This window comes from Novosphingobium sp. BL-S-21, from assembly GCF_055521655.1.
On record NZ_CM145495.1, the window covers coordinates 1,679,845 to 1,705,216 of the forward strand.

Here is a 25,372-nt window from a genome sequence, read left to right on the forward strand (position 1 = left end):
GCGAATTGGGGCACAGTCACCCCATGGCCGCGCTGAGGATCCCCGGGCCCACCCAGGCCCTGCGCAACCTGCTCGTGCGGCAGGTTCGCGCCGTGTTCAACGATCGCAGCAAGGGCGAAACGCCGGTCGTGCCCTCCCGGCATGCCCTGTTCGAACCGGACAGTCCCATCCGCATGGTTCATGCCGATGTCGTGGCGATGATGGTGGGCGGCATGCGCGCCCTGCTGCTGCAGATGCTGCATCCGGCCGCGCTTCAGGGGGTGCTGGACCATTCCGATTTCCGGGAAGACGTGGAAGGCCGCCTGCGCCGCACCGCGCGCTTCATCGCCGTGACCACCTATGGCCACCGGGACGAGGCGGCACGCGTGGTCGGGGTGGTGAACGCCATCCATTCGCGCGTCATGGGGACCCTGCCAGACGGCACGGCTTATTCGGCCACCGATCCGCGTGTGCTCGCCTGGGTGCATCTGGCAGAGGCGACCAGCTTCCTCGAAGCCTATCTCGCCTACGGCAACCCCGCCATGCCACCCGAGGCGCAGGACCGCTATTTCGAGCAAAGCGCCGTGGTCGCCGAGATGCTGGGCGCCGCGCCGGTCCCGCGCGATCGCGCGGAAGCGGCGGCGCTGATGTCGGAAATGCGGCAGGACCTGCGCGGCAGCGCGGCAGCCCGCGAGGTTGCCGCGTTCCTGCTGGAGGGAGAGGGAGCACGGCGGCCCGGCGCCGCCATGCGCGCGCTGGGCGCGGCGGCCGTCGACCTGCTGCCGCCCTTCGCCCGCACGATGCTGGAACTGCAGCGGCCGGGCCTCTCGGCCATTCCCGCACTGGCCGGAACCCGCGCCATGGCCGGCGCCATTCGCTGGGCCTTCGCGGGGAGCCGCTAAGCGCAGCGCAGGCGGCGCGCGAGGAACGGCGCCCTGCGCGGGCCGAACGGTCGGCCGGCGGGGATATATCGCGCTTCCGCCCGCGTTCTTCTTCCATGTCCGACCAGCTCGCGTCCGACAAGCTCGTCACAGAAAAGGAAGTTCACATGGCAGATCTCAGCGCAATCGCCGATCACATGGAAATCATCGGCGCCGACGGCGTCCACATCGGCACCGTCGATCATGTCGAGGGCGACCGGATCAAGATGACCAAGGCCGACAGCGGCTCCCACGGCAGCCACCACCACTACATCCCGGGCGGACTGGTCGCTGCGGTGTCGGACGGACAGGTCCGCCTCTCGGCCGCGGGTGACGTGGCGCTCCTGTTTGAAGAGGAACAGGGCGGCGAAGCCATTTCCGACCATCGCGCCTGATCGGCGCAATACGCCGGATCAAGCTGCGCGATCAGGCAGGCTGATCAGGCAGCGAGAGGCAGTTCGCGTGCGGCGGCAGGAGCTTCGGCTTCGGTCGCCGCAGGCGTTTCGGCCTGGGCAGTAGCCTGCGCCAGCGCGGGGATGTGGCGTTCGGCCATGACGACATCACGGCGATAGGCGAAATAGAGCGAAACAAGCGAGAACATCGGGAATACCTTTGGCGTGCAGCGCAGTGCTGCATTGCAACATTCCCGCTATGTGATCCCAACTTGCGCTTGCTGCAAATGCAAGCACTTCGCTTGGGGTTGCATATTGCGCAATTGAAGGCTGGCACGGCTGTAGAGATGTCGCGCCCAGCGCCGCCATTTTCGGCAAAGCGTCGCAATTGACGCTAATGCAAGCTTGATCGTGCAAGCCGGGCAAAGTGAGCTCCCTGCCCCTTGCACCGTTATCCCCTTCATGAAGAAAGACGGGACGGTTCGGCCGGACAAACCCGGCTGCCTATACGGTTGGGAGCGGCAAAAATCGGCTCGGTGCCGCGAAAACTCAGACCGCGATCCGATATTGCGTAAAACGCAATTTTGCATGTGCGAAGCGAAACAGACCGGCAATCTTTGCGAGTCGACCGCCGCGCCGGGTGGGCGCGGCGGTCCTCGGCTTATTCCTCGTCCGGATAAGGGCCCTTGCCGCCATCCTTGATAAGCTGGTCCACGCGCTGGTCGATCAGGGGCAGCGGCACGCCGCCTAGTTCCAGCACGGCGTCATGGAAGGCGCGGATATTGAACTTGGGACCAAGCGCGGTCTCCGCCTTCTTGCGCGCGTCCACGAAGGCGAGCTGGCCCATGTAGTAGGACAGGGCCTGCCCGGGCCAGGAGATGTAGCGGTCCACCTCGGTCTCGATCTCGTGATCGGAAAGCGCCGTGTTGTCGCGCAAGTACTGCTGAGCCTGCTCGCGGGTCCAGCCCATGGCGTGGATACCGGTATCGACCACCAGGCGCGAGGCGCGCCAGGCCTGGTAGCTGAGCATGCCGAAGCGGTCGTAGGGCGTTTCGTACATGCCCATGTCCTCGCCCAGCGCCTCGCAATAGAGCGCCCAGCCTTCGCCGTAGGCCGAGAGGTAGCTGTCGCGGCGGAAGGCCGGCAGGTCCTTGTTCTCCATCGCCAGCGGCATCTGCATGGCATGGCCCGGCGCGGATTCGTGCAGGGTCAGCGCGATCTGCGAGTAGAACGGGCGGCTGGGCAGGTCGTACGTGTTGACCAGATAGATGCCGGGACCACCGCGGCCACCGGTGTAGAAGGGCGCGATGTCGTCCGGCACCGGCTTGATGGCAAAGCGGCTGCGCGGCATGTGGCCGAAGAACTGGTCCGCCTTGCCGTCAAAGGTCTTGGCGATCCAGGCAGCGCGATAGAGCAGCTCGTTCGGAGTCTTGGGATAGAACTGCGGATCGGTGCGCAGGAAGTGCAGGAACGCCTTGAGGTCGCCCTTGAACTCCACCTGCTGCATCACCTCGGCCATCTGCGAACGGATGCGCGCCATTTCGCTGAGGCCGATCTGGTGGATCTGCTCCGGCGTCCTGTCGAGCGTGACGAACTCGGCGATCTTCGACTGGTAATAGGCCTTGCCGTCCGGCAGGTCGTAGGCCGCCAGCGACTTGCGCGCGCCGACCTCGTATTCGCTGCGCATGAAGGTGAGCAGCTTGGCATGGGCCGGCACGACGCCGCCGGAAATGAGCGTGCGGGCCTCGGCGCGCAGCTTTTCCTGCTCGGCGGCAGGGATGGTCGAAGGCAGCTTGCGCAGCGGCTCATAGAATGGCGAGGCTTCCGCCGTCTTGGCCTGGACCACCAGCTCGATGCCCTTGTCACGCCCGGTCAACGTCACTTGCGGGCCGGTGAAGCCGCGCTTCAGGCCCGCGCGCATGTTCTCGATCTGCTGGTCGTAATAGCGCGGGATCTCGCGCAGCATCGCCAGGTAGTTCTCGGCGGCGGCCTGGTCCTTGACCGGGTTGCGCGCCCAGTCGGCCAGATCGCCCCAGAAGCTGGTGTCGGCGTTGAACGGCTTCTCGTAATCGCGGAAGCGCTGCGAGGCGAGGAGCGCGTCGACCTGGCCCTTGTAGACGGCGAAGTTCACGCGGTTGGCGGGCGAGAGCTGCTTCTGGTCGATGGCGGCAAGCTGGCCTTCCACCTGCTCCCAGCGCGCGAGGCGTTCGGCCTGCGCCTTGGGGCCGAGGTCGGGCAGGGTGACCTTGCAGTCCTTCGGCGTGTCCTCGCAGGGCGCGAACTGGCTCTGGCGCCAGGTATATTCCGCCGTGTAGACCGCCTCGAACGCCTGGTCGGCGGTCTGCTTCACGGCATGCTGGGCGGCAGGAGCGGCGGCAACCATGGAGGGCGAGGCGGCCAGAGCGGCGCCGGCCAGCAACATGGCCCGGCCAACCGAATTCTTCACGTCATTTCCCCTTTCGAGAACCTCGAGAATGTCCTGGTGGAGCTTCGCCGGAATGCGCAGCCCCTCCTTGTCGGATCGCGCGCGCGCGATCAGGCGGCGCGATCCCGGCAGGCGCGCGCCCTGCCCTTCGATCATGTCGAACATGGCTTCGGCGCGGCGCAGATGCTCCTCCACACCCGCGCCCAGGAAGCCTGCAGGGTCGATGGCGATGATGAATTCGCCGCCGATGGGAGAGCCGCCGCGGTCCTGATCGGCCGCCATAGATTCCGCGCTGGTCATGTCGCCGATCAGCGGACCTGCCAGCAGTTCGACCATCGCCGCGAGCGCCGAGCCCTTGTGGCCGCCGAAGGTGCGCATGGCGCCGTCGAGCACGGCCTTGGCATCGCTCGACGGATTGCCCTCCGCGTCATAGCCCCAGTCGAGCGGAATTTCCTTGCCCGCGCGGCGGTGCAGTTCGATCTCGCCGCGCGCCACCGCGCTGGTGGCGAAGTCGAACACGAAAGGCGCGCGATCGGGGCGCGGCCAGCCGAAAGCGATCGGATTGGTGCCGAACACCGGCTTGGTCCCGCCCGCAGGCGCCACCCAGGAATGGCTCGGCGTGAAAGCGAAGGCGACGAGACCCTGCTCGGCCAGCGCCTCGACCTCGGGCCAGAGCGCGGCAAAGTGGACGACATTGTTCAGCGCCATCGCGGCGATGCCGAACTTCCGCGCCTTTTCCACCAAAAGCGGCATGCCGCGCTCGAAGGGAAGCTGGGCGAAGCCGCCCTTCCCGTCCACGCGCACCAGCGCCTGGGCAGGCTCGCTCACTTCGGGCACCGCATCCGGCACCACGACCCCGCGCTCGACCGAATTGGCGGCGACGAGGAGGCGGTAAAGCCCGTGCGAGGTGCAGCCGTCCCGCTCGCCCGACACCATGGTGTGGGCGACCGCGGCGGCATGATCGGGCGCAAGACCCCAGGCTTCGAGCACCGTGCGGGCGAGTTCGTCCGCCTCGGCTATCGTCAGGGCAACGTCTTCACTCAAGGATAGGCTCACTTCTTCTCGGTAAACAGGCGCACGCCGAAGACCGGACCGGCCGAGCTGCGATCATGCGGCACGAAGCGCACCTTCACGCTGCTCTTGCCCTTGGTTAGCGCCTCGGGCAGCGGATAATCGACGTCGAAGAACTTGCCCGCCGCATCGTTGTCGAGCTTCTGGGTGGCGATCTTCACGTTATCGACGAGGATGTCGAACACGCGCGAACGCTCGCTGCCCCAATAGCTCGCCTGAAGCAGCAGCGGGCCGGGCTTCACCTTCATCTTGAACTCGAAGAAGCCGCCTGAGCGGGCATCGCGTCCATTGCGGCCACGATAGGAGACTGGGTACGAGATTTCCGAGGTCAGCTCGTGGTCGCGCTCAGGCTGCATTTCGCCCAGGTGCATGACGTCGATCGAGCGGGCGGCGAGGTCCTTCTGGCGCGCCTGTTCGGCCAGGAACGCGGCTTCTTCCGTCTTCCAGCCGCTTTCGGTGAAGCGCTTGAAGTAGACGGCGCTGCGGCGGTCGTACTGGCTGTAGAACGGCGCGAACATGCGGTCGCCCGGGCGGATGATGCCGGTGGTCTGGTAACGCGGACGGTCCGAGACCATCGGCGCGAAGGCGGCCAGCGGATTGTCGCCGACCATGGCGGGCTCGACCCCGGTGAACTCCATTTCGGCCGGGCCGAGATCGGCGGCCATGACCATCGGGCCGCGCACCACGGCCACCACGTCCTGCGAGCCCTGCGCGGTTTCAAGGCGCAGTTCCAGCGGCAGGTTGAGCGCGATCACGTCGCCCTTCTTCCAGCGGCGGTCGATCACGGCATAGCCGCCGACCGGCGTGGCGGGCACCGGAGCGCCGTTGACGGTGATGGTGGCCTTGCCGTTCGACCAGCCCGGAATGCGCAGCGCCACGGCGAACTTGCCCTGCTTCACCGCGTCCAGCGTGATCTTCACGTCCGACTTGAAGGGATATTCGGTGGCAATGGTGAAGGCCGCGCCCTTGGCCTTCCACTGTCCGGTCGAGGGGATGTAGAGGTTGACGAAGAACGTGTCATCGCCTTCCCAGAAGATCGAATCCCCGTGCTTGGAATGGCTTTCCATGCCCGAGCCGACGCAGCACCAGAAGGCTTCCTCGCCCGGGCCCGAATAGCCGCGCGGGGCGCCGCTCATCATCGGGGTCATGTACGTGAAGCCGCCCGTCTCGGGGTTCTGTGCCGACATGACGTGGTTGAGGTGCGCGCGTTCGTAATAGTCGAACAGCGCGCCGTCCGGCTGCCACGCGTAGAGCTGACGGGTCAGCTTGAGCATGTTGTAGGTGTTGCAATGCTCGCAAGTGGATTCCGTGAGGTGCAACGCGACGGTATCGGGCTCGAAGAAATACTCGCGGTCGGCATTGCCGCCGATCACGTAGCTGTGGTGCTGGGTCACGCGTTCCCAGAAGAAGCGGGCGGCGCGGCCCGGCTCGTCCTTGCCGGTCAGCTCGTGGATGCGCGCCAGGCCGATCAGCTTGGGCACCTGGGTATTGGCGTGGAAGTTGGAGAGCTTGTCCTCCTGCGCCACCAGCGGATCGAGCACCTTCTTGTCGTAGATGCGCTCCGCCACCTTGAGCCAGCGCAGGTCGCCGGTCTGGGCGTAGAGTTCGGCATAGCTTTCGTTGAGGCCGCCATATTCGCAGCCCAGCAGTTCCTGCATCTGCTTGTCGTCAAGCGCGGCGAAGACCTTCTCGAAGTACCCGCCGAGGCCGATGACCACTTCCAGCGCCTTGGCATTGCCCCAGGCCGAATGGATATCGAGCAGGCCCGCGAAGTACTTGTGCACGGTGTAGAGCGGCGACCACGATCCGTTGAGGTCGAACCCGCCGGACTTGATCTCGCCGCGCATGACCTCGGGGAAGATTTCCTGCCCGTCGACGACCTTGCCGTCCTTGGTCTTGCGGCCGAGCGCACCGATGTAGCCGTCCGTGCGCTGCGCCTGGCACAGCGCCAGTTCGTCGACGATATAGTCGGCGCGGCGGCGGCATTCGGGGTTGCCGGTCTGCTGCCAGGTCAGCACCAGCGCGGTCATGTAGTGGCCCAGCGTATGGCCGGCGATGGTATCGGATTCCCAGCCGCCGTAGATCGGCGCCTTGGGCTCCAGCCCGGCGTACTTGCGGAAGTTGTGCAGGAAGCGATCGGGGCTGAGCGACATCAGGTAGTCGACATTGACGTCCACCGCCGTGGCATAGTCCGACGGCGCCAGGCGCACGTCGGTCAGCGGCAGCGGCTTCGCCTTGATCGGCAGCTTGGGAGCGACGACGGCCGCAAAGCCCTTGAGAGGGACAGAGCAAATAGCCAGCGCCGCCACGCCAGCCATCCATTCGCGCCGATTGGCCTGCATTTTAAAACCCCTATCGAATATCGTATACGGTATTGATAGAACGAGGGGGTCTGGAGTCAATCCTTTCTTTGCAGCAATTCCGTCACGACTTCAGCGGCGCAGCGCCACTTGGGTATCGGCATGGGCGAGTTCGATCAGCGTAATCATCGCCTTGCGGGCCTTTGCGGGATTGCCCTCGGCGATCTGCGCATAGAGGGCGTGATGCTCGGGCATAGGATCGCGCGGACTGTCCTGCATGCCGTGCTTGATCGCCGTCGTCGAGGCGATGGCGGTCGAGATCGAGTTGGACAGCGCCAGCAGCATCTCGTTGCGGGTGGCCTCCATCAGCAGTTCGTGGAAGCGGATGTCCGCCGCCCGGCCCTTGGGGCTGGTGAGGGTATAGCGCTCCATCGAATCCAGCGCGTTGGCCATGTCCAGCAATTGCCGCTCGTCTCGCCGCAGGGCAGCCATTTCCGCTGCTTGCGGCTCCACCACCATGCGCAGTTCGAACAAGTCGCGCAGGAATTCGTCACTGGCGCCGCACTGGATCTGCCAGGAGAGCACATCGGGATCGAGCAGGTTCCACTTGCGCCGCTCATTCACGCGAGTCCCCGCCTTGGGCCTGCTGCTGACCAGGCCCTTCGCCGTCAACATGCGAAACGCCTCGCGCAGGACCGAGCGCGAGACGCCGAGCAATTCGGCATGCTCCACTTCGGCCGGGAATACGTGCCCCGGAGGATAGTCGCCATTGACGACATGCGTGGCCAGTCTCTGGGCCACTGCATGATGCAGGCGCCCGCTCAACAGCGGAAGCGCTTCGCCGGCCTCGCCTGATTCCATGCCCGGCCTCTTGTTTGCCATCATGCTCGCTCTCGTCGTTTGCATTTGGTCTGTAATATCGAAACCGATCTGGCTAGCCTGAAAATGAACAGATTATATATCGTATATTTTTTTAAGGCATCAAGAACGTCGAATGGCGGGTGGAAGATGGCCCTGCAACGGCATGCTATAATGGCCTGACGGGAAAGCGCAGCACCACGCTCAGGCCCGGACGATTGTCGCTGAAGACGACCCTCGCCCCGTGAACTTGCGCGATCGCGGCGACCATGCTGAGCCCAAGCCCTTCACCGGGGATTCCCGCCGAACCCTCGGCGCGGTAGAACGGCTCGGTCACCCGCGCAAGATCGGCCGGGGACAGGCCCGGCCCGTTGTCCGCCACGGCCAGCAGAAGCTCAGCGCCCTGCCGCCCGGCCCGCACATCGACGCGGCTGCCGTCCGGCACATGCTTCAGGGCATTGTCGAGCAGGTTGGACATCGCCTGGAACACCATGTCCAGATCGAGATCCGCCACCAGCGGCCGCCGCGCGTCGAGCACCAGATCGATAGCGCGCCGCTCGGCCTCCGGCTGGTAGAATTCCACCACGTCTTCCAGCAGTTGCACGACGTCTGTGCGCTGAAGATGCACCGTCGCCCGGCCGCCTTCCAGCCGCGAGATGCGGATCAGGGCTGCGAAGATCGCCCGCAGCCGGTTGGCCTCGACGATGGCTTCGGCCACCGCCTGCCGCGCGGCGGGATCGCCTCTGAAATCCTCGCCAAGATCGTGTTCCAGCACTTCCAGCTTGCCCGCCAGACGCGCCAGCGGGGTGCGCAACTCGTGCGCGACATTGTCGGACACGCGCCGCACCGCCTCGAACAGGGTCTCGATCCGCGACAGCATCAGGTTGAGCGTCGCGCAGAGCCGGTCGAAATCGTCGCGCGTGCCGCGCACCGGGACACGGCCGGACAAGTCCCCCTCCATCACCTGGAGCGCGGTGTTCACCACCGCCTCGATCCGCTTGCCGATGGCCTGGCTCATCAGCCAGCCGCCGGTTATGCCCAGCGCCAGCGAGCCGAAGAGCATCCAGAGAGCGCCGGTGCGCAGCAGGTCCTCGTCATCGACGATGTCCTGCACGTCGCGCCCCACGATCACACGCGCGCCGTCCGGCATGGCCCGGTCGCGGACGAAAGCGGAATGGTCGATCTCGAACCCGTCGACGAACTTGTCCGCCTCGATCACCGAAAGATCCCGCGCCGGCCGCGGCGGCCAGCTCGGCAGATTAGCGGCCACGATCTCGCCATCGGGCGCGACCAGCACATGAAAGGGCACGCGCGCCGCAGCGGTATGCGCGCGCCGGTCCAGCGCCGCGCGGGCCGCAGCGATCCCCGACTTGCGATAGATCCGCGCCACCTCGCCCGCCTCGGCCTCCACCGTGGCCCGTACGTCCGCCATCGGCCGCACCACGCGCCACCAGTACCCCGCGCCGAACAGCAGGCCGACGGACAGGCTGAACAGCAGTGCATAGGTCAGCGCCAGACGGAACGACAGGCTGCGAAAAAGGCGGGTCATGGCCGCATCATCCCGGTATCAGGCCGCGGTCATTCGGGGCGCATGACATAGCCGAGGCCCCTGATCGTATGGATCAGCGGCGCCTCGTCCTCCCGCGCGATCTTCTGCCGCAGCTTCGAGATGTGCTGGTCGATGATATTGGTCTGGGGGTCGAAATTGTAGTCCCAGACGTTCTCCAGCAGCATGGACCGCGTCACCACCCGCCCGGCATTGCGCGCCAGATAGGCCAGGATTCGCAGTTCCCGCAGGGTCAGGTTGATCCGGCGCCCGGCGCGCGAGACGACATGGGCGACAAGGTCGATCTCCAGGTCCGCCACCCGCAAATGGTCGCTCGGCTCCGCAACCGCCGCGCCGCGCCTGCCCAGGCTCTCGACCCGGGCGAGCAGTTCGGACATGGCGAAGGGCTTGGCCATGTAGTCGTCCCCGCCCGCGCGCAGGCCGCGCACGCGCTCGTCCACATCGCCCAGCGCACTGACGATCAGCACCGGCGTGGCGTTCTCCGTCGCCCGCAGCGCCGCCAGCAGCTTGAGCCCGTCGAGCGAAGGGAGCATGCGGTCCAGCACGATCACGTCGTAGATCTCGCAAGTCGCCTGGACCAGGCCCTCGCGCCCATCCGCGCAGTGTTCCACGACATGCCCGGCCTCGCGAAGGCCTGCCGCGACATGGGCGGCCAGGCTTTCATCGTCTTCGACCAGCAGTATCTGCATTGTTCGTGTCCGGGCGGGATTAAGGACGGGAATCGTGCTCGTACCGGCACGAGGCCGCGCCGTCGAGAGCGGGGTCGGCGCGGCAAGATGGGCAAATCCAAATGTTTCCGCAATCATCCCGCGACGGAAATCGCGCATGGAGGCAGGATGTCCGCTTTGATTGCAGCCCCCTCGCACGTTCCCATGCCGCCACCCGCCACCACGCTGCGGGGCGCGAAGCCCGGCCTCATCCATGTCCTGGCGATCGGCGGCGCGCATCAGTTGCCTCATATCGTCCCGGTGGCCTGCGAACTGGAGCGGCGCCATCCGGGCACGGTGAAGATCTTCGTGCCCAAGGCCGCCGATGCCCGCGCAGTGCGCGATCTTGCCGCCGGCATGGGGCTGCCGCTGCCGGCCCTGGTGGAGATGCGCCTTCCGCCCGCACTCGGCGCGATCGTTCCGGGCTTCGCGCGCAAGCTGGCCCGCCTGCTCTACTGGTCGCCGCTGCTGCGCGATGCCGAACTGATCCTCTGCGCCGAGCGAACCTCGACGATCCTGCCGCGGCTATGGAAGCAATGCCCGCCGCTCGTGCACATTCCCCACGGTGCCGGAGACCGCGCCGTCGGTTTCGAGAAGCGCTTCGAGCTGTTCGATCACGTCATCGTGGCCGGCGCCAAGGACCGCGACCGCCTGCTGGAGGCCGGTCTCGTCACCCCGGAACGCTGCACCGCCGCCGGCCCGATCAAGCTCGCCGCGATGCTGCGAACGGGGATCGACCGCGCGCCGCTGTTCGCGAACGGGCGCAAGACGATCCTTTACAACCCGCACTTCACCAGGAAGCTCAATTCCTTCGACGCTTTCGCCCGGAAACTGATCGAGGCCGTGGTCAAGGACGGCCGCTACAACCTGGTCGTCGCGCCGCACGTACGCATGGCCGCGCGCTGGTCCGCGCGCCAGCGCCGCGAATGGGAAGCGCTGGCCGTGCCGGGGCAAGTGATCGTCGACCTGGGCTCTCCGCGCTGCAACGACATGACGTATACCTGCGGCGCGGATCTCTACCTGGGCGATGTCAGCAGCCAGGTCTACGAGTTCCTGATCCGCCCGCGCGCGTGCCTCTTCGTCAATGCCCATGGCGCCGACTGGCAGGACTGCGAGGACTACGCCATGTGGCACTTCGGGGATGTCGTCACGCCCGATGCCGACCCGATCGCCGCGATCGACCAGGCTTTCGCCGATCACCGCGCCTACGTGGCCTGGCAGAAGGAACGGATGCGCTATTCGATCGGCGGCCTCGACTGGAAGCCCGACGGCACCCCCTTCATCGCCGGCGAGGATCCGATCCGCATTGCGGCGGATATCGTCTCGCGCACGGCCGGGCTGCAACCCGCGGCGGCCTGAAACGCGGAAATGCGCCCGCTCCTTCCGGCACGGGCGCATTTCCTTGCACTTCATTCGTCGTCCGAGCGGTGTGAGCCCTAGCTCATCCCGCCCATGGCGCGGACATAAGCCACATTGGCCCGCATTCGCGACGTCTGGACGCTGATCCACGAACGCTGCGCGTCCAGCGCGTCGGTCTGCGCCGTCACCACTTCGAGATAGTCCGCCGCGCCGTCGCGGTAGCGCGAGAGCGCGATCTCGCTGGTGCGCTTGGCCGCCTGGGCCGCCTCGCTCTGCGCGCCGGCCTGGTTTTCGAGGTGATGCATGGCCGCGATCGCATCCTCCACGTCCTGGAACGCGCCCAGCACGGTGGAGCGATAGTTCGCCGCCACTTCCTCGTACTCCGCACGCGACATCTTGACCTGCGACTTGCGCGCGCCGCCGTCGAACAGCGTCAGCAATGCCGAGACCGGGCCGAGCGACCAGAACGTGTTGGGCGTCTTCAGCAGATCGCCATGCGTCGTCTGCCAGCCCCCTGCCGCGCCAAGGCCGATCGACGGGAACCATGCCGCTTTCGCCACGCCGATACGGGCATTGGCGGCAAAGACCCGGCGCTCTGCCGCCGCGATGTCAGGACGGCGCTGGAGCAGCTCCGACGGCACGCCCACGGAAACGCCCGGCACGTCGAGCGGCTCGCTGCGCATCGGCAGGGAGAATTCGGCCGGCGTCAGCCCGATCAGCGCGGCCAGTTCATGCTCGGTCGCCGCGCGTTCGTTGGCGACGGCCGAGACTTGGGCGCGGGCATTGCCGAGCACAGTGCGGGCGCGGTTGACGTCGATGCCCGAGGCGATACCGCCCGAATGGCGCGTATCGGTAAGCTTCAGCGCCCTTTCGAACGCCTCCACCGAGCGGTTCAACAGGTCTGCCTGCGCATCCAGCCCGCGCAGACGCAGATAGGCGTCCGCCACCGAAGCCTGCAGGCTGAGCCGCGCCGAGGCGAGATCCCCGCCGGTAGCGACCGCTTCCGCATCGGCTGCCTTCACCGAATTGCGCACCCGGCCCCAGAGATCGAGTTCGTAGGACAGGCTGCCGCCGACCACATAGTCGTTGTAGGTTCGTGCCGAGCCGGTCGACAGCGGCCGGCCCGCCGAGACGCGATCGCGCGAGGCTTCGCCGCTGACGCCGACCGTGGGATAAAGGTCCGATGCGGTGACACCGGCAGCGGCGCGGGCCTGGTCGTAGCGGGCGAGCGCGGCGGCCAGCGTGGGGCTGGCGGTCTCTGCGCGCTTTTCCAGATCGTCCAGCGTGGGATCGCCGAACATCGTCCACCAGTCACCGCGGGCCTCGGCATCGCGCGGGGCGGCCTGCGACCAGCCCGCAACCTCGCGGAAAGCGGGCGGAGCAGCGGTTTCCGGCGCATGATAGTCGGGCGCCATGGAGCACCCGGCCATCGAGCACCCGGCAAGCAGCAGCGCAGCGGCTGCGCCGAACCTAGCCGCCATGGGCCGCGCCCTTGGCATCGGCAGGGGCTGCAGGCTTCTGGATCTTCACCGCGTCCCCGCTGCGCATCGAATCCGGCGGGCTGTCCACCACCCGCTCGCCCTGCTTGACGCCGACCGAGACCACCACCGTCTTGCCCAGATCGCGGGCGATGGTGACCGGGCGCACCGTCACGCGGTTGTTGGCGCCGACGATGGCCACGCTCGGGCCCTTGTCGGTGTAGAGGATCGTGCTGCCCGGCAGGGTCAGGCCCTGCACGCCGCCTGCCACGTCGAAGTGGGCCTGGACGAAGGCGCCCGGCTTCAGCGCGCCTTCGCTGTTGTCCGCCTGCACTTCCACGAGCACGGCGCCGGACTGGGCATCGACGGCCCCGGCGCTGCGGGTGACGGTGCCGGGGAACGTGCGGCCCGGATATTCGGGCAAGCTCAGGTCGACGCCGACGCCCTGCTTGACTTGCGCCGAGTATATCTGCGGCACGCGGACATAGACGCGCATGCGGTGGACGTCGGACACGGTGAACAGCGGCTGCGCAGCGGCATTGCCGGCCACGACAAGCGCGCCGATCTGCGCCGAACGGCTGGTCACGATACCTGCGAACGGCGCGGAGAGCCGGGTGAAGCCGCGCGTGGCCTCAAGCTCGCGCACGCTGGCGAGCGCGGCATTGGCAAGCGCGGTCTTGGCGGCGAGATCGCCCGCCTTCTCGTCCACTTCCTGCTGCGAGACCGCGTCCTGCTTGAGCATGGCGCTCCAGCGCTTCGACGTCGTGGCGGCAAGGCGCTGGTTGGCCAGCGCGGTCTGATAGTCGGCCTTGGCCTGCGCCAGCTGCTGGTCCACTTCCGGTGCGTCGAGCACGGCCAGGGTCTGTCCGGCCCCCACCTTGTCGCCGATGTCGGCCTGCCAGCTGCGCACGTAGCCGTTGGTGCGGGCATAGATCGCCGCGCTGTTGAAGGCCTGCGCGGTGCCGGGCAGCGCAAGGCCGCCGGCATCGGCCGCGCCGGCCGGAGAGACGACCGCGACGGTGGGCACCGCCGCGTCTTCGGCCACGACTTCCAGATCGCGCGTGGCGCTCAGGCGGCTGGCGATGCCCGCGCCGACCACTGCCAGCGCGATCACCGCGGCGCCGATTCCGACGCGCTTGAGGGTGCGGCTCTCCGGTCCGGTGGACTGGGGAGCAGGTTCAGAGGTCGAATCATGCATGGGCGGCCTGCACTTCCTGGGGGGCGGCCTTCTCGCGGCGACGGCCGTGGACGAAGGCGAAGACGGTGGGAACGAAAAGAAGGGTTGCGATAGTGGCGCAGATCAGGCCGCCGACGACGGCGCGGCCGAGCGGAGCGTTCTGCTCGCCGCCCTCGCCAAGGCCGAGTGCCATGGGGCCCATGCCGATGATCATCGCCAGCGCGGTCATGAGCACCGGACGGAAGCGGACGAGGCCCGCCTCCATGGCCGCCTTCACCGCGTCGCCGCTTTCCGCGAGCTTCTCGCGCGCGAAGCTGACGACCAGGATCGAGTTGGCCGTGGCCACGCCCATGCACATGATCGCGCCTGTCAGGGCCGGGACCGACAGCGTGGTTCCGGTCGCGAACAGCATCCACACGATCCCTGCCAGGGCGGCTGGCAGCGCGGTGATGATGACGAAGGGATCGAGCCAGGACTGGAAGTTGACCACGATCAGCAGGTAGATCAGCACGACCGCCGCCAGCAGCCCCCAGCCGAGGCCGGAGAAGGCGGTGTTCATCGTCTGGTACTGGCCGCGGATGGTGATCGTCGAGCCCTTGGGCGCCTCGGCCTTGAGCGAGTCGATCGCGCGCTGCACGTCGCCTGCCACGGCGCCGAGGTCACGGCCCTGCGGCGTGCCGTAGATGTCGATCACCGGCGCGATGTTGTAGTGCGAGACGACCGGGGCCGTGGTCGAGCGGGTCAGCGTGGCCAGCGCGCCAAGCGGCTGCGGGCGGGTACCGGCGGCGGCCCCTGAAACCGGCAGGTTCGACAGCTTGCTCATGGAATCCACCGCATATTCCGGCGCCTGCGCCACCACGGCATATTGCACGCCGTTGTCGGGATTCACGAAGAACACCGGCGCGGTCTGCGAGGTTCCTGCCAGCGAGTTGCCGAGGCTGGTGGTCACGTCCTTTTCGGTGAGGCCATATTGACCGGCGCGGGCGCGATCGACGTCGACGTCGAGTTGCGGCGAGTTCGCCGGCTGCTGGAGGCGCATGTCGGCAAGGCCGGGGATGCGCGTCAGCTTGGCCATGAGCTTGCGCGCATAGACGCGCGAGGCGGCCAGATCCTTGCCGGCGATCTGCACGTCGATCGGCGAAGGCGAACCGAAGTTCAGGATCTGGCTGGTGATGTCGGCGGGCAGGAACGAGAACTGGGTGCCGGGGAACGCGCGCGGCAGTTCGCGGCGCAGCCGCTCGACATAGCCGTCGGTCGGGGCATGGCCCTTGTTCAGCGTGATCAGCATGTCGCCGTCCTGCGGACCGATGGTGCCGCTGTTGTTGTAGACGGTGTTGATGGAGCTGACCGGCAGGCCGATATTGTCGGTGATCGAGGCCACTTCGGCCGCGGGGATCATCTGCCGCACTTGCGCGCCGATGCGTTCGAAGCGCAGCGCCGTCTCGTCGATGCGGGTGCCGACCGGCACGCGGACGTGCATGGCGATCTGGCCGGAATCGACGGTGGGGAAGAAGTTGCTACCCAGGAACGGCATCAGTCCGAACGAGATGACGACGACCGCCAGGAAGCCGATCATGAAAGTCCGCTGCCCCTGAAGCGCCCGGTGCAGCAGGCCGAGATAGCCGTCGCGCAGCTTCTCGAAGCGGGCTTCGAAACCGCGCTGGAAACGGACCAGCGGATTGCGCGAATCCGGCGCGCCGGCATTGTGCGAATTCTCGCCATGCGGGGCGTGCGGCTTCAACAGGTACATCGCCATGGTCGGCACCAGGGTGCGCGACAGGATGAACGAGGCGATCATCGCGAAGACCACCGAAAGCGCCATCGGCACGAAGAGGTAGCCTGCGACGCCCGGCAGGAAGAACATCGGCACGAAGACGATGCAGATGCAGAGCAGCGAGACGAAGGCCGGGGTGACGATCTGGGCGGCGCCGTCGAGGATCGCCTCCATCACGCCCTTGCCCTGTTCGAGGTGCCAGTTGATGTTCTCGATGGTCACGGTCGCGTCGTCGACGAGGATGCCGACCGCCAGCGCCAATCCGCCCAGCGTCATCACGTTGAGGGTCTGCCCGAAGACCGCCAGCATGGCGATCGCGGCCAGCACCGCCAGCGGGATCGACAGCGCGATGATGACCGTCGAGCGCCAGGAGCCCAGGAACAGCAGGATCATCAGCGAGGTCAGCGCGGCGGCAATGGCGCCTTCGTGGATCACGCCGTTGACCGCGGCCTTCACGAAGAGCGACTGGTCGCCCACCGGCAGGATCTTGAGATTGTCCGGCAGGGTCTCGGCGATCTTGGGCAGGGCCGACTTCACGCCGTCGACGATCGAAAGAGTGGAGGTGGCGCCGTTCTTGAGCACGGTCAGCAGGGCCGAGCGACGGCCTTCCACATGGACGACGTTCTGCTGCTGGGCGCTGCCGTCGCGCACGAAGGCCACGTCGCGCATGTAGATGGTGGCGCCGTTCACGACCTTGACCGGCAGGTCATTGAGCGCCGCGATCGAATCCGGGGTGTTGTTCAGGCGAACCGAATACTGGGTGGCGCCGATCTTGACGAAGCCCGCCGGGTTGATCTGGTTCTGCGCGGCAATGGCATTGCCCACGTCGACCGCGGAAAGGCCCTTGGACTGGAGCGCCTGCGGATCGAGGTCGATCTGGACCTGGCGCTGGCGGCCGCCCGAGGGGAACGGCATGGCCAGGCCCGGAATGGTGACGAGGCCGGTGCGGATCTGGTTCTGGCCGATGTCGAAGAGCTGCTGCTCGGTCATCCCCTCGCCGGACAATGCCAGCTGGAGGATCGGCACGGTAGAGGCGCTGTAGTTCAGGATCAGCGGCGGCGTGATGCCGGGCGGCATCTGGCGCAGCACCGTCTGCGAAACCGAGGTGACCTGCGCCGTGGCGGTGCGGATGTCGGCGCCGGGCTGGAAGTAGATCTTGACGATCCCCATGCCCTGGAACGACTGGCTCTCGATATGCTCGATATCGTTGACGGTCGTCGTCAGCACGCGCTCGTATGGCGTGATGATGCGATCCGTCATGTCCTGCGGGGCGAGACCCGAATAGGTCCAGGCCACCGCGATGACCGGCACCTTGATTTCGGGAAAGATGTCGACCGGCGTGCGGAAGGCCGCCAGCAAGCCGCCGATGGCGATGATGATGGCCATGACGATGAATGTCAGGGGGCGGTGCAGCGCGGTCTTGACGATACCTAGCATCGAGAACTCCATAGGCCGCCCGGCACGCGGACACGCGCACCGGACAGGCGAATTCCTCTCCGAATCATTTTTTGGTTGAGTCCCCGCCGCTGCGACCCTCCTCTGCCGGGGCAGCGGAAACGGACGGGAAATCCTGCTGGAATAGTTAAGCCCCTAACGACCCTCTCGGCGATAGAAAAATGCGCTGAACGGAATACTCTCATGAATCGATTTCATGATTGTTGCTGGTCCGTATCGCCGCCGACCTAGTGGCGAGGCGATTCAGCCGCGCGTTTCCGCGGGTTGCAGGAAGACCACCCGGAAATCGCCACGCTCCACGTCCGCCAGCGTATGCTGGGTAAAATGCAGTAAGCCCCGATCGGGGTGGCGAAAACTTCGCGTTCCGCCCTCCCGCGCCAGCACCGTCTGCGCGTTCCACGACTCCCGAAACTCGGGGCTCTGTTCCTGCAGCCACTGGACCACGCCCTGCACGCGCGGATCTGCCAGGCCGTGGCTGTAGTCGCGCCGGAACTCCGCGAGCAAGCGCCCGGCGCGGGCGTTCCAGTCGGGCAGAAGCGCGCGTGCGGCCGGGTGCGTGAAGACATAGCGCAGCAGGTTCGGCGCGGGATCGTCCTCGAACAGCCCGACGAACAGCTGCCGCGCCGCCGGATTCGCGGCGCAGAGCGTCCATGCCGGGTCGAGTGCATAGCACGGCCACGCGATCTCCCCCACCAGGGCGGCGATGGCCGGGGGAGCCGCCTGCCCTGCATCGGCAAAGGGATCGACCGGATCGTGCCGCCCGGCGAGAGAGAAAAGATAGTCGCGCTCCGCCGCCGACAGGCTCAGCCCGGAGGCCAGCCGCGCCAGTGTTTCGGCCGAGGGACGCACGTCGCGGCCCTGCTCGATCCAGGCTACCCAGGTGGTGCCGATGGCCGCGCGGGCCGCAAGCTCCTCGCGCCGCAGCCCGGGCGTGCGGCGGCGCCGGTCGTGTCCCTCGGGCGTCATGCTCTCGCGCCGGGTGCGGACGAAAGCGCCCAGCAGCCGTCTTTGCTCCTCGTTCCGCATGGTAGCCTTTATAACAGGATAACAATGTTCATTGTAACAGGCTATAGTTGCGCCGATCGGGGCTTCGCAAGGAGAAACCCATGACTGAAGACCAGACCAAACCCAGCCGGCATGCGCTGGTGGACCGCCAGTTCGGCGCCACGGCCGCCGCCTACGTCACCAGCAAGGTCCACGCCGCCGGCGCCGATCTCGACCGCATTGCCGAGCGGGCGCGAGAAGCGCGGCCCGCCCACGCGCTGGACCTCGGCGCAGGCGGCGGTCATGCCGGGTACGCCATGGCACCGCATGCCGGAAAAGTGACCGCCTGCGATCTGGCGCCGAGAATGCTGGAAGTGGTGTCCGCCGAGGCGGAGCGCCGCGGCCTCGCCAATATCGCCGTTCAGCCCGCTGCTGCCGAGGCGCTGCCTTTTGCCGACGGCACCTTCGATTTCCTCGCCTGCCGTTTCTCGACCCATCACTGGCGCGGCGCGGAAGCGGGCCTGCGCGAGGCGCGCCGCGTGCTCGCGCCGAACAGCCCGGCCATATTCATGGACGTGGTCGCACCGGCCGATCCGGCGGCGGACACGCATCTCCAGGCAGTCGAACTGCTGCGCGATCTCTCGCACGTTCGCGACTATTCCGCGGCGCAATGGCTGGCCATGCTGGGCGGCGCAGGCTTTGCCGTCACCCGGATGACCAGCTCGCGCCTGCGTATGGACTTCGCCGACTGGACCGGCCGCATGCAGACCCCGCCCGCCCAGATCGCCGCCATCCGCGCGCTCCAGTTGGCCGCGAGCAGCGAGGTATGGGCGCACTTCGAGATCGAACCTGACGGTTCCTTCACCATCGACACGCTCCTGATCGAAGCGGTCTGAGCCGCCGAAGCCTCCGCGCGCGAACCGGCGTTCGTGCACGGAGGCGGCTCCAGCCGGTCGTCGAACGCAGTGCCCCGCATCGCCAATCCGTCGGGCCGCCAGCGCGAAGTCCGCGCCGCCGATACGCGGCAAGGGCGCAGGCGCGGATCACCAAGACCATTGCGATCCCCCGCCCCTGGGCCTACGCGAAACGGACAAACCTGCAGAGACGAATTATGACATTCCAGACATGGTGGCTTTACGCCTTCGCCGTTTTCCTACTTTCCGGCACGCCCGGACCGAACATGCTTCACGTCATGACGCGAAGCGTGGAATTCGGCTTCCGCCGCAGCATGGCGGCCATGGCGGGCTGCATGCTGGCCATCACGCTGGTCCTGGCCGCCTCGGCCGCGGGCCTGACCGCCCTGCTCAAGGCGATCCCCGGTGCCTTCGAAGTGCTGCGCTACTTTGGCGTCGCCTACCTCGTCTATCTCGGCATCAAGTCCTGGCGTGCGAAAGTCTCTGCCGAAACCGTGGTCGACGAAGGGCTGACCCGCCGCAGTTCGCCCGCCGCACTGTTCCGCGGCGGCTTCACGATCGCCATCAGCAACCCCAAGCTGTTGCTGTTCGCGGCGGCCTTCTTCCCCCAGTTCATCAATCCCGCCGAGCCCAAGGCGCCGCAGTTCGCCCTGCTCGTCGGTACGTTCGCGGTGATCGAAATGCTCTGGTACTGCACTTACGCGCTGGCGGGCGGATCGCTTTCCACCCATTTGCGCAAGCCTTCGGTGAAGCGGCTGTTCAACCGCGTCACCGGATCGATCTTCGTCGGCTTCGGAGCGGCGCTGCTTACCTCCCGCACGGCCTGAGGCGCAGCTCGCCAAGCTTCAAGCGCGGCTGGCTTCAAGCGCGGCTGGCCGTGCCGGCATGGTGGCGCGCGGCCCGTTCCGCCAGCAGGAAAGCGCCGACAAGGCCCGAGGGCTCGCGGCAGGCGGGGCCGACGATCCGCTGCTCCATCGCCGCCATGTCGCGCGCGCCCTGCACATAGCCGTCCAGCAGTTCGGCGGTTCGCGCCCGGATCAGCGGCAGCAGCCGCTCCTGCTTCATCACCCCGCCGCCCATGACGATGCGCTCCGGCGCCATCGTCAGGAACAGCGTCATGCAGAGCTGCGCAAGATAGTCGGCTTCCACCGCCCAGAAGGGATGATCGGCCGGCAGCTCCGAAGCGGGAGAGCCCCATGCCGCGCTGACGGCGGGTCCGGCGGCAAGGCCTTCCAGGCAGTCGCCATGGAAGGGGCAGGTTCCGGCGAAATTCCCATGCGCGGGATGGCGGCGGACCAGGATATGGCCGGCCTCGGGATGGCCGATGCCGTGGACCGCCCTGCCCTCGCTGACCAGTCCGACGCCGATCCCGGTGCCGACCGTGACATAGGCAAGCTGGCGCAAGTCACCGCCCACCGCTTCGACTTCGGCCAATGCCGCGGCATTGACGTCAGTGTCGATGGCAAGCGGGACATCGCGGAATGCGCGGACGCGGGCGAGCAGGTCGGTCCCTTCCCAGCCCGGCTTGGGAGTCGCCAGGATCCTGCCGTAATCGGGCGAGGCCGGATCGACGCCCACGGGCCCGAAGCTGGCGATGCCGATCCCCGAAACCGGGCCCAGATCGGCGGCATCCTCGAAGAAGGCCGCCACTTCGGCGAAAGTGCTGTCGGGATCGCGCGTGGCAATCGTGGCCGTGCGGAGCGAGCCCGTTTCGGCGGCGCCCACGGCGCAGACGAACTTGGTGCCGCCGGCCTCTATCGCTCCATGGATCGTCATGCGCTGGATCATCCTGCAGTTTCGACACGGACGGGAACAGCAATGTCCCGCGCCGCTTCATCTTCTCCATTTCGCCTGTGCCATTGCCGATGGGCAGGCTGCAACCGTCTTGACCGCCGATAAAGCTGCGCCCGCGGATCCGGCTGGACTCGCGGGCGCAGAAAGGAGCGTTGGAGACGTCAGGCCACGGAGGAGAGACGGAACTCCTGCCTGCGTGCGCCGGTATCGAAGCGGGCGGCCTGGTCGTTGAGCGATCCGGCCTCGGTGGTGAGATTGCGGGCGGCGGCGGAAGTTTCCTCCACCATCGCCGCGTTCTGCTGCGTCGAATGGTCCATCGTCGAGACCGCCACGCTGATCTGGGTGATCGCGGTGGACTGCGCCTGGTTGTCCTGCGCCATCTGGCCGAGCAGGGCATGGACCTCGCCCACGCCTTCCGAGATCGTCTCGAAGGCGCCATCGACGCGCTGGACGGCATCGACCGCGGTGCCGATGTCGGTCTGGGTGGCGGTCAACTGCTCGCGGGCACGCTTGGCTTCCTCTTCCGAGCGCATGGCCAGCGCCGAGACGAGATCGGCCACGACCGCGAAGCCGCGCCCGGCATCGCCGGCCCGGCCCGCCTCGACAGCGGCATTCATGGCCAGCACGCGGGTCTGGAAGGCGATCTTGTCGACGCCCTCGATCACCGAATCGATGCCCTTGGCGCTCTGGCTGACGCGGTCCATCGCCGCCACCGCCTCACCGGCCACGGCACGTCCGCCCGAGACCGTGGAGAGTGCCTCGTCGGCACGGCGCACCGTCCGGGTCGAGGCCGAAGCCGAGGCCTTGAGGCGCTGGTCGATCTGCACCAGCGCGGCGGACGTTTCCTCCAGGCTGGCGGCATTGGCCTCGGTGCGGCGGGCGAGATCCTCGGAAGCCTGGGCGATTTCCGCCGAGCCGGTCTGGATGCCGCTGGCGCTGCCCGCGACCGCACCGATCATGCGGCGCAGTTCGGCCAGGGCGGCGTTGAAGTTGTCCTTCAGCGCGGCATAGCCGGCCGGGAAGGCTTCGGTGATGTCGCGCGTGAGGTCACCCTGGCGCAGTGCGTCGAGCCCGTCGCCCACGGCGCTGGTGACGATCTTCTGCTCCTCGGCCGAGCGGCGGTCGGCTTCCGCGCGGTCGGCCGCGGCCTGGCGGAACACGTCGGCGGCGCGGGCCATGGTGCCGATCTCGTCCTCGCGGCCCAGTTCGGGAATGGCGCAGTGCTCGCCCTTGGCCAGACGGTCCACCGCGCCCGAAAGCTTGGCCATGGGACGGCCGATGATGCCGCCGGCCGCATAGAACAGCGTGGCCAGCACCGCCGCAACGATCACCAGGCCACCGATCACCAGCTGCCAGGCCATGCTGCGTGCAGGCGCGGCAATCGTCGCCTCGGGAACGTCCAGAACCAGCGCCCAGGTGGTGTTCAGGCCTTCGAACGCGATCGGTCGGACCACGCGGCGGGTGGCCACGCCGTCGACGTCGATATCGGACACGACTTGCACCTGGCCGCTGGTGAGCGCGGCCTTCACTTCGTCAAGGCCCGCGCCTTCGTAAGGCTTGCTGAGCTTGGAGGAATCGGGATTGGCGACCCAGGTTGCCGAGGCGGAAAGGAGCATGACCCGGCCCGTGCCGAACGGCTTGAGCTTGGACAGGCGCTCGGACACGCCGCCGAGGTCCATGTCGACACCGACGACGCCGATCACGCGCTCGCCCGAGCGGACCGGATAAGTGATCGACGTCATCAGCATCGTCGTGCCGTTCACGTCATAGGAATAGGGGTCGACGATGGCGCCCGCGCCGCTTTCGAAGGACTTGCGGAAATAAGGCTTTTCATAAGCATCCGCCTCGTTGTTCGGAGACATCGTCAGCACGCCGGCAGCCTTGACCCAATAAGGGCTGAAGCTGCCATTGCTGCCCGATCCGGGCTGGCCGCCCTTGCCGGCGTCGCCGCCGTCCCACTGGTCCGGCGCGATCATGGCCCAGCTGCCCTGGGCGACCTTGGACTTGAGCAGGTCGGTCTTCAGCACGCTCACCGCCAGGCCGCGATCGCGCGTGCCGCGCGCGTGCATGTCACCCAAGGTCGAGGCCAGCGCGCGGGCGGTTCCCGCGAAAGTCGCGACTTCGGTCTCTACCCGATTGCCCTCGGCATCGGCCTGCGCCACGGCGGACTGGTCCGACAAGGCACCCACGGCCGAGCCGGTCTCCACCACCACGGCGGTGAAGCCCAGCAGCAGCAGCACGGCGATGGCCAGTCCGGCGACCGTCATCAGCTTGCCCGCTATATGCATGCGGTTGAAAACGTCTCTCATTTTCCAGCTCCAGGAGGTATCTTCAGAAGGCCGCGGTAAGCGAGAAGAGCGCGGCGGCATCGGCAGCGGAGGCGCTGCCCAGATCGGTGTCAACATAGGCAAGGCCCAGGGTGACGGGTCCGAGAGCCGCGTCGGCGCCCAGCGACCAGTCGTAATATCCGCCGGGTTTCGGGCTGATCGCGCCCTTGCTGCGGCCACCGTGCGCTCTCAGCGTCAGCGGCGTGCCGGGGATCGGCGCGGCGGTCTCTCCGAAGAGATAGAGGTGGTCGCCGCCGAGTGCCGATTGGTCCCAGCTATAGCCGGAACCGACCGTGGCACTGAGCGGGCCGAAATCGTGAGTGAGCCGGGCGGTCGTCTCGAAATACTCGATCTTCGCCGCGCCGCTCCCCGTCGCCGGGCGTTCGCCGCCGGGATAGCTGTAATAGGCCAGGGCGACATCGAGCGTGGTGGCGGCAGCCACCGTCCCGGCCCAACCGCCGTAGAAATCCACCTCCGTGGGGCCGTAGCGATCGCCCATGTCGAGCGAGGAGGCCCAGGTTCCGAGGTAGACCCCGCTCTTGTGCGAGAGATTGATCGTCGCCTGGACCGCCGGATCCTTGCCGGTCAGCGAAATTCCGCGAAAGCGATAGTCGCTGATGATCGTGGCGGCACCCGAGACAGAAAAGTCGGGCGTATCGTCGGCGGCCTGGGCAGTGACGGGCAGGAAGAACAGCGCCAGGACCAACCCGGCGGAAGAAGCGAAATGCATGGAAGTCCTGTTATGGGACGATAGGGGGCAGTGGCATTATAGGACGCCATGCCCCCGGACGGCCGGGATGCGCGTCGCTCCCCGCCGATCCCGGCAACAGAAATTTACAAATGCTTCATTCGACTGGAAAAAATTCCGCGACCGGCCGGGCCGGGCGCGGCATCGAAGTTACGCCGGGGCCAGGTCTACCGGCCCACCGGCCTGCTCGATTGCGGCCCGTTCATCCGCTGCCGCCTCGCCCCGCGCAGACTGGCCGATGGACGCGGCCTCGAAAGGTGTCGTCTGGTAGATCTCGTTGATCCAGTTGCCGAAGAACAAGTGGCCATGGCTACGCCAGGCATTGATCGGCGGCAGCGAGGGATCGTCGTTCGGGTAGTAGTTTGCCGGGATCGGGCCGCCATCCCTGTTGTATTCGTTGGCCAGCGTGTCGCCGTCGTACTCCAGATGGTTGAACATCAGCAGCGCGCGGCGGGCCGGATCGTGGAGCAGGCAGAGCCCGCTGTCGTCGCTCTCCGCCAGCACCCGCAAATCGCCGCCCTCTGGCAGGTCGGCGCGGCGCACTTGCGTCCAGCGCGAGACCGGCACTGCGAATTCGTCCGAGATGCCGCGCAGGAACGGCGAGTTCGGCGCGCGGTTGCGATGGGGGAATACGCCGAAGGCCTTGGCGTCGAGCGCATGCTTGGGCACGCCGTGGAAGTGGTGGAGGAAGGCCTGCGCGGCCCAGCAGATCGTCAGGCAGCTATGGACGTGCGTACGCGTCCAGTCGAAGATGCGGCGCAGCTCCGGCCAGTAGCGCACTTCCTCGAAGGCCATGCGCTCCACCGGGGCGCCGGTGATGATGAAACCGTCGAACCGCTCGTGCTGGACATCGCACCAGGGGCGGTAGAACGCTTCGAGATGCTCGGCCGAGGTATTGCGGGCGACATGGTCGCTGATCCGCACCAGGGTCAGCTCGATCTGCAAGGGCGTGGCGCCCAGCAGGCGGGCGAGCTGCGTTTCCGTGCTGACCTTGTCGGGCATGAGGTTGAGCAGCCCGATCCGCAGCGGACGGATATCCTGCCGCACCGCATCGCTTTCGCGCATCACGGCCACGCCTTCGGCTTCCAGGATGGAGCGGGCGGGCAGATCGTCGGGAATCTTGATGGGCACTTGCGTCGGTCC

Annotated in this window: 19 protein-coding genes; 5 read left to right on the forward strand and 14 right to left on the reverse strand. The window is 67.1% G+C overall.

Features of this window, described 5'->3' with window-relative positions:
- Positions 1–23 precede the first annotated feature (23 nt).
- Together ACZ1J6_RS06630 and ACZ1J6_RS06635 are read left to right on the forward strand one after the other, a co-directional pair.
- On the forward strand, positions 24–881 hold the full coding sequence (locus tag ACZ1J6_RS06630; protein ID WP_431567069.1) for an oxygenase MpaB family protein: 858 nt from the start codon (positions 24–26) through the stop codon (positions 879–881).
- Positions 882–1,027: 146 nt separating this feature from the next.
- The gene (locus tag ACZ1J6_RS06635; protein WP_431567068.1) at positions 1,028–1,294 is read left to right on the forward strand and encodes a DUF2171 domain-containing protein; all 267 of its coding nucleotides are present in this window, start codon (positions 1,028–1,030) and stop codon (positions 1,292–1,294) included.
- Between the two features lie 44 nt (positions 1,295–1,338).
- On the opposite strand, the gene ACZ1J6_RS06640 is transcribed toward ACZ1J6_RS06635, so the two are convergent.
- The 6 genes from ACZ1J6_RS06640 to ACZ1J6_RS06665 all read right to left on the reverse strand — a co-directional run bounded on the left by ACZ1J6_RS06640 (position 1,339) and on the right by ACZ1J6_RS06665 (position 10,201).
- Positions 1,339–1,500: a hypothetical protein gene (locus tag ACZ1J6_RS06640; RefSeq protein WP_165921515.1), complete on the reverse strand. Its 162-nt coding sequence runs from the start codon at positions 1,498–1,500 to the stop codon at positions 1,339–1,341.
- A gap of 452 nt (positions 1,501–1,952) precedes the next feature.
- Positions 1,953–4,760 carry a DUF885 family protein gene (locus tag ACZ1J6_RS06645; RefSeq protein WP_465127168.1) on the reverse strand — a complete coding sequence of 936 codons (2,808 nt, stop codon included), beginning with the start codon at positions 4,758–4,760 and terminating at the stop codon, positions 1,953–1,955.
- 8 nt (positions 4,761–4,768) lie between these two features.
- Positions 4,769–7,129, reverse strand: coding sequence for a glycoside hydrolase family 127 protein (locus ACZ1J6_RS06650; protein ID WP_314468537.1), 2,361 nt, complete (start codon positions 7,127–7,129; stop codon positions 4,769–4,771).
- Positions 7,130–7,219: 90 nt separating this feature from the next.
- Complete coding sequence (locus ACZ1J6_RS06655) at positions 7,220–7,948, reverse strand: FadR/GntR family transcriptional regulator (RefSeq protein ID WP_132269299.1); 729 nt, start codon at positions 7,946–7,948, stop codon at positions 7,220–7,222.
- Positions 7,949–8,114: 166 nt separating this feature from the next.
- Entirely contained in the window at positions 8,115–9,494 is a 1,380-nt protein-coding gene (locus ACZ1J6_RS06660) for a sensor histidine kinase (RefSeq protein ID WP_431567066.1), read from the reverse strand.
- A 29-nt stretch (positions 9,495–9,523) separates the two neighbouring features.
- On the reverse strand, positions 9,524–10,201 hold the full coding sequence (locus ACZ1J6_RS06665; RefSeq protein WP_132269296.1) for a response regulator transcription factor: 678 nt from the start codon (positions 10,199–10,201) through the stop codon (positions 9,524–9,526).
- A gap of 147 nt (positions 10,202–10,348) precedes the next feature.
- On the opposite strand from ACZ1J6_RS06665, the gene ACZ1J6_RS06670 reads away from it, so the two are divergent.
- The gene (locus ACZ1J6_RS06670) at positions 10,349–11,578 is read left to right on the forward strand and encodes a glycosyl transferase (protein ID WP_465127169.1); all 1,230 of its coding nucleotides are present in this window, start codon (positions 10,349–10,351) and stop codon (positions 11,576–11,578) included.
- Positions 11,579–11,655: 77 nt separating this feature from the next.
- Here the strand turns inward: ACZ1J6_RS06670 and ACZ1J6_RS06675 are convergent, their stop codons facing one another.
- The 4 genes from ACZ1J6_RS06675 to ACZ1J6_RS06690 form a co-directional block, all read right to left on the reverse strand.
- The gene (locus tag ACZ1J6_RS06675) at positions 11,656–13,059 is read right to left on the reverse strand and encodes an efflux transporter outer membrane subunit (RefSeq protein ID WP_132269294.1); all 1,404 of its coding nucleotides are present in this window, start codon (positions 13,057–13,059) and stop codon (positions 11,656–11,658) included.
- Positions 13,049–14,254, reverse strand: a complete 1,206-nt coding sequence (locus tag ACZ1J6_RS06680) for an efflux RND transporter periplasmic adaptor subunit (RefSeq protein ID WP_465127170.1) — start codon at positions 14,252–14,254, stop codon at positions 13,049–13,051. Before ACZ1J6_RS06680 ends, ACZ1J6_RS06675 begins: the two co-directional genes overlap by 11 nt.
- A complete protein-coding gene (locus ACZ1J6_RS06685) occupies positions 14,247–17,444 on the reverse strand; it encodes an efflux RND transporter permease subunit (protein WP_132269291.1) in 3,198 nt (1,065 codons plus the stop codon). The genes ACZ1J6_RS06680 and ACZ1J6_RS06685 overlap by 8 nt, the downstream gene beginning before the upstream one ends.
- Positions 17,445–17,705: 261 nt before the next feature.
- A complete protein-coding gene (locus tag ACZ1J6_RS06690; protein WP_431567063.1) occupies positions 17,706–18,488 on the reverse strand; it encodes a helix-turn-helix transcriptional regulator in 783 nt (260 codons plus the stop codon).
- An 80-nt stretch (positions 18,489–18,568) separates the two neighbouring features.
- On the opposite strand from ACZ1J6_RS06690, the gene ACZ1J6_RS06695 reads away from it, so the two are divergent.
- Together ACZ1J6_RS06695 and ACZ1J6_RS06700 are read left to right on the forward strand one after the other, a co-directional pair.
- Positions 18,569–19,342 carry a class I SAM-dependent methyltransferase gene (locus tag ACZ1J6_RS06695; protein ID WP_431567062.1) on the forward strand — a complete coding sequence of 258 codons (774 nt, stop codon included), beginning with the start codon at positions 18,569–18,571 and terminating at the stop codon, positions 19,340–19,342.
- 215 nt (positions 19,343–19,557) lie between these two features.
- Positions 19,558–20,187 carry a LysE family translocator gene (locus ACZ1J6_RS06700; RefSeq protein WP_132269285.1) on the forward strand — a complete coding sequence of 210 codons (630 nt, stop codon included), beginning with the start codon at positions 19,558–19,560 and terminating at the stop codon, positions 20,185–20,187.
- Positions 20,188–20,221: 34 nt separating this feature from the next.
- On the opposite strand, the gene ACZ1J6_RS06705 is transcribed toward ACZ1J6_RS06700, so the two are convergent.
- The 4 genes from ACZ1J6_RS06705 to ACZ1J6_RS06720 form a co-directional block, all read right to left on the reverse strand.
- Positions 20,222–21,136, reverse strand: a complete 915-nt coding sequence (locus ACZ1J6_RS06705) for an ROK family protein (RefSeq protein WP_431567061.1) — start codon at positions 21,134–21,136, stop codon at positions 20,222–20,224.
- Positions 21,137–21,315: 179 nt separating this feature from the next.
- Positions 21,316–23,463 carry a methyl-accepting chemotaxis protein gene (locus tag ACZ1J6_RS06710; protein WP_465127171.1) on the reverse strand — a complete coding sequence of 716 codons (2,148 nt, stop codon included), beginning with the start codon at positions 23,461–23,463 and terminating at the stop codon, positions 21,316–21,318.
- A 22-nt stretch (positions 23,464–23,485) separates the two neighbouring features.
- Positions 23,486–24,211 carry a TorF family putative porin gene (locus ACZ1J6_RS06715; RefSeq protein ID WP_431567725.1) on the reverse strand — a complete coding sequence of 242 codons (726 nt, stop codon included), beginning with the start codon at positions 24,209–24,211 and terminating at the stop codon, positions 23,486–23,488.
- Between the two features lie 168 nt (positions 24,212–24,379).
- Entirely contained in the window at positions 24,380–25,360 is a 981-nt protein-coding gene (locus ACZ1J6_RS06720) for a homoserine O-succinyltransferase (RefSeq protein WP_431567724.1), read from the reverse strand.
- Positions 25,361–25,372 lie beyond the last annotated feature (12 nt).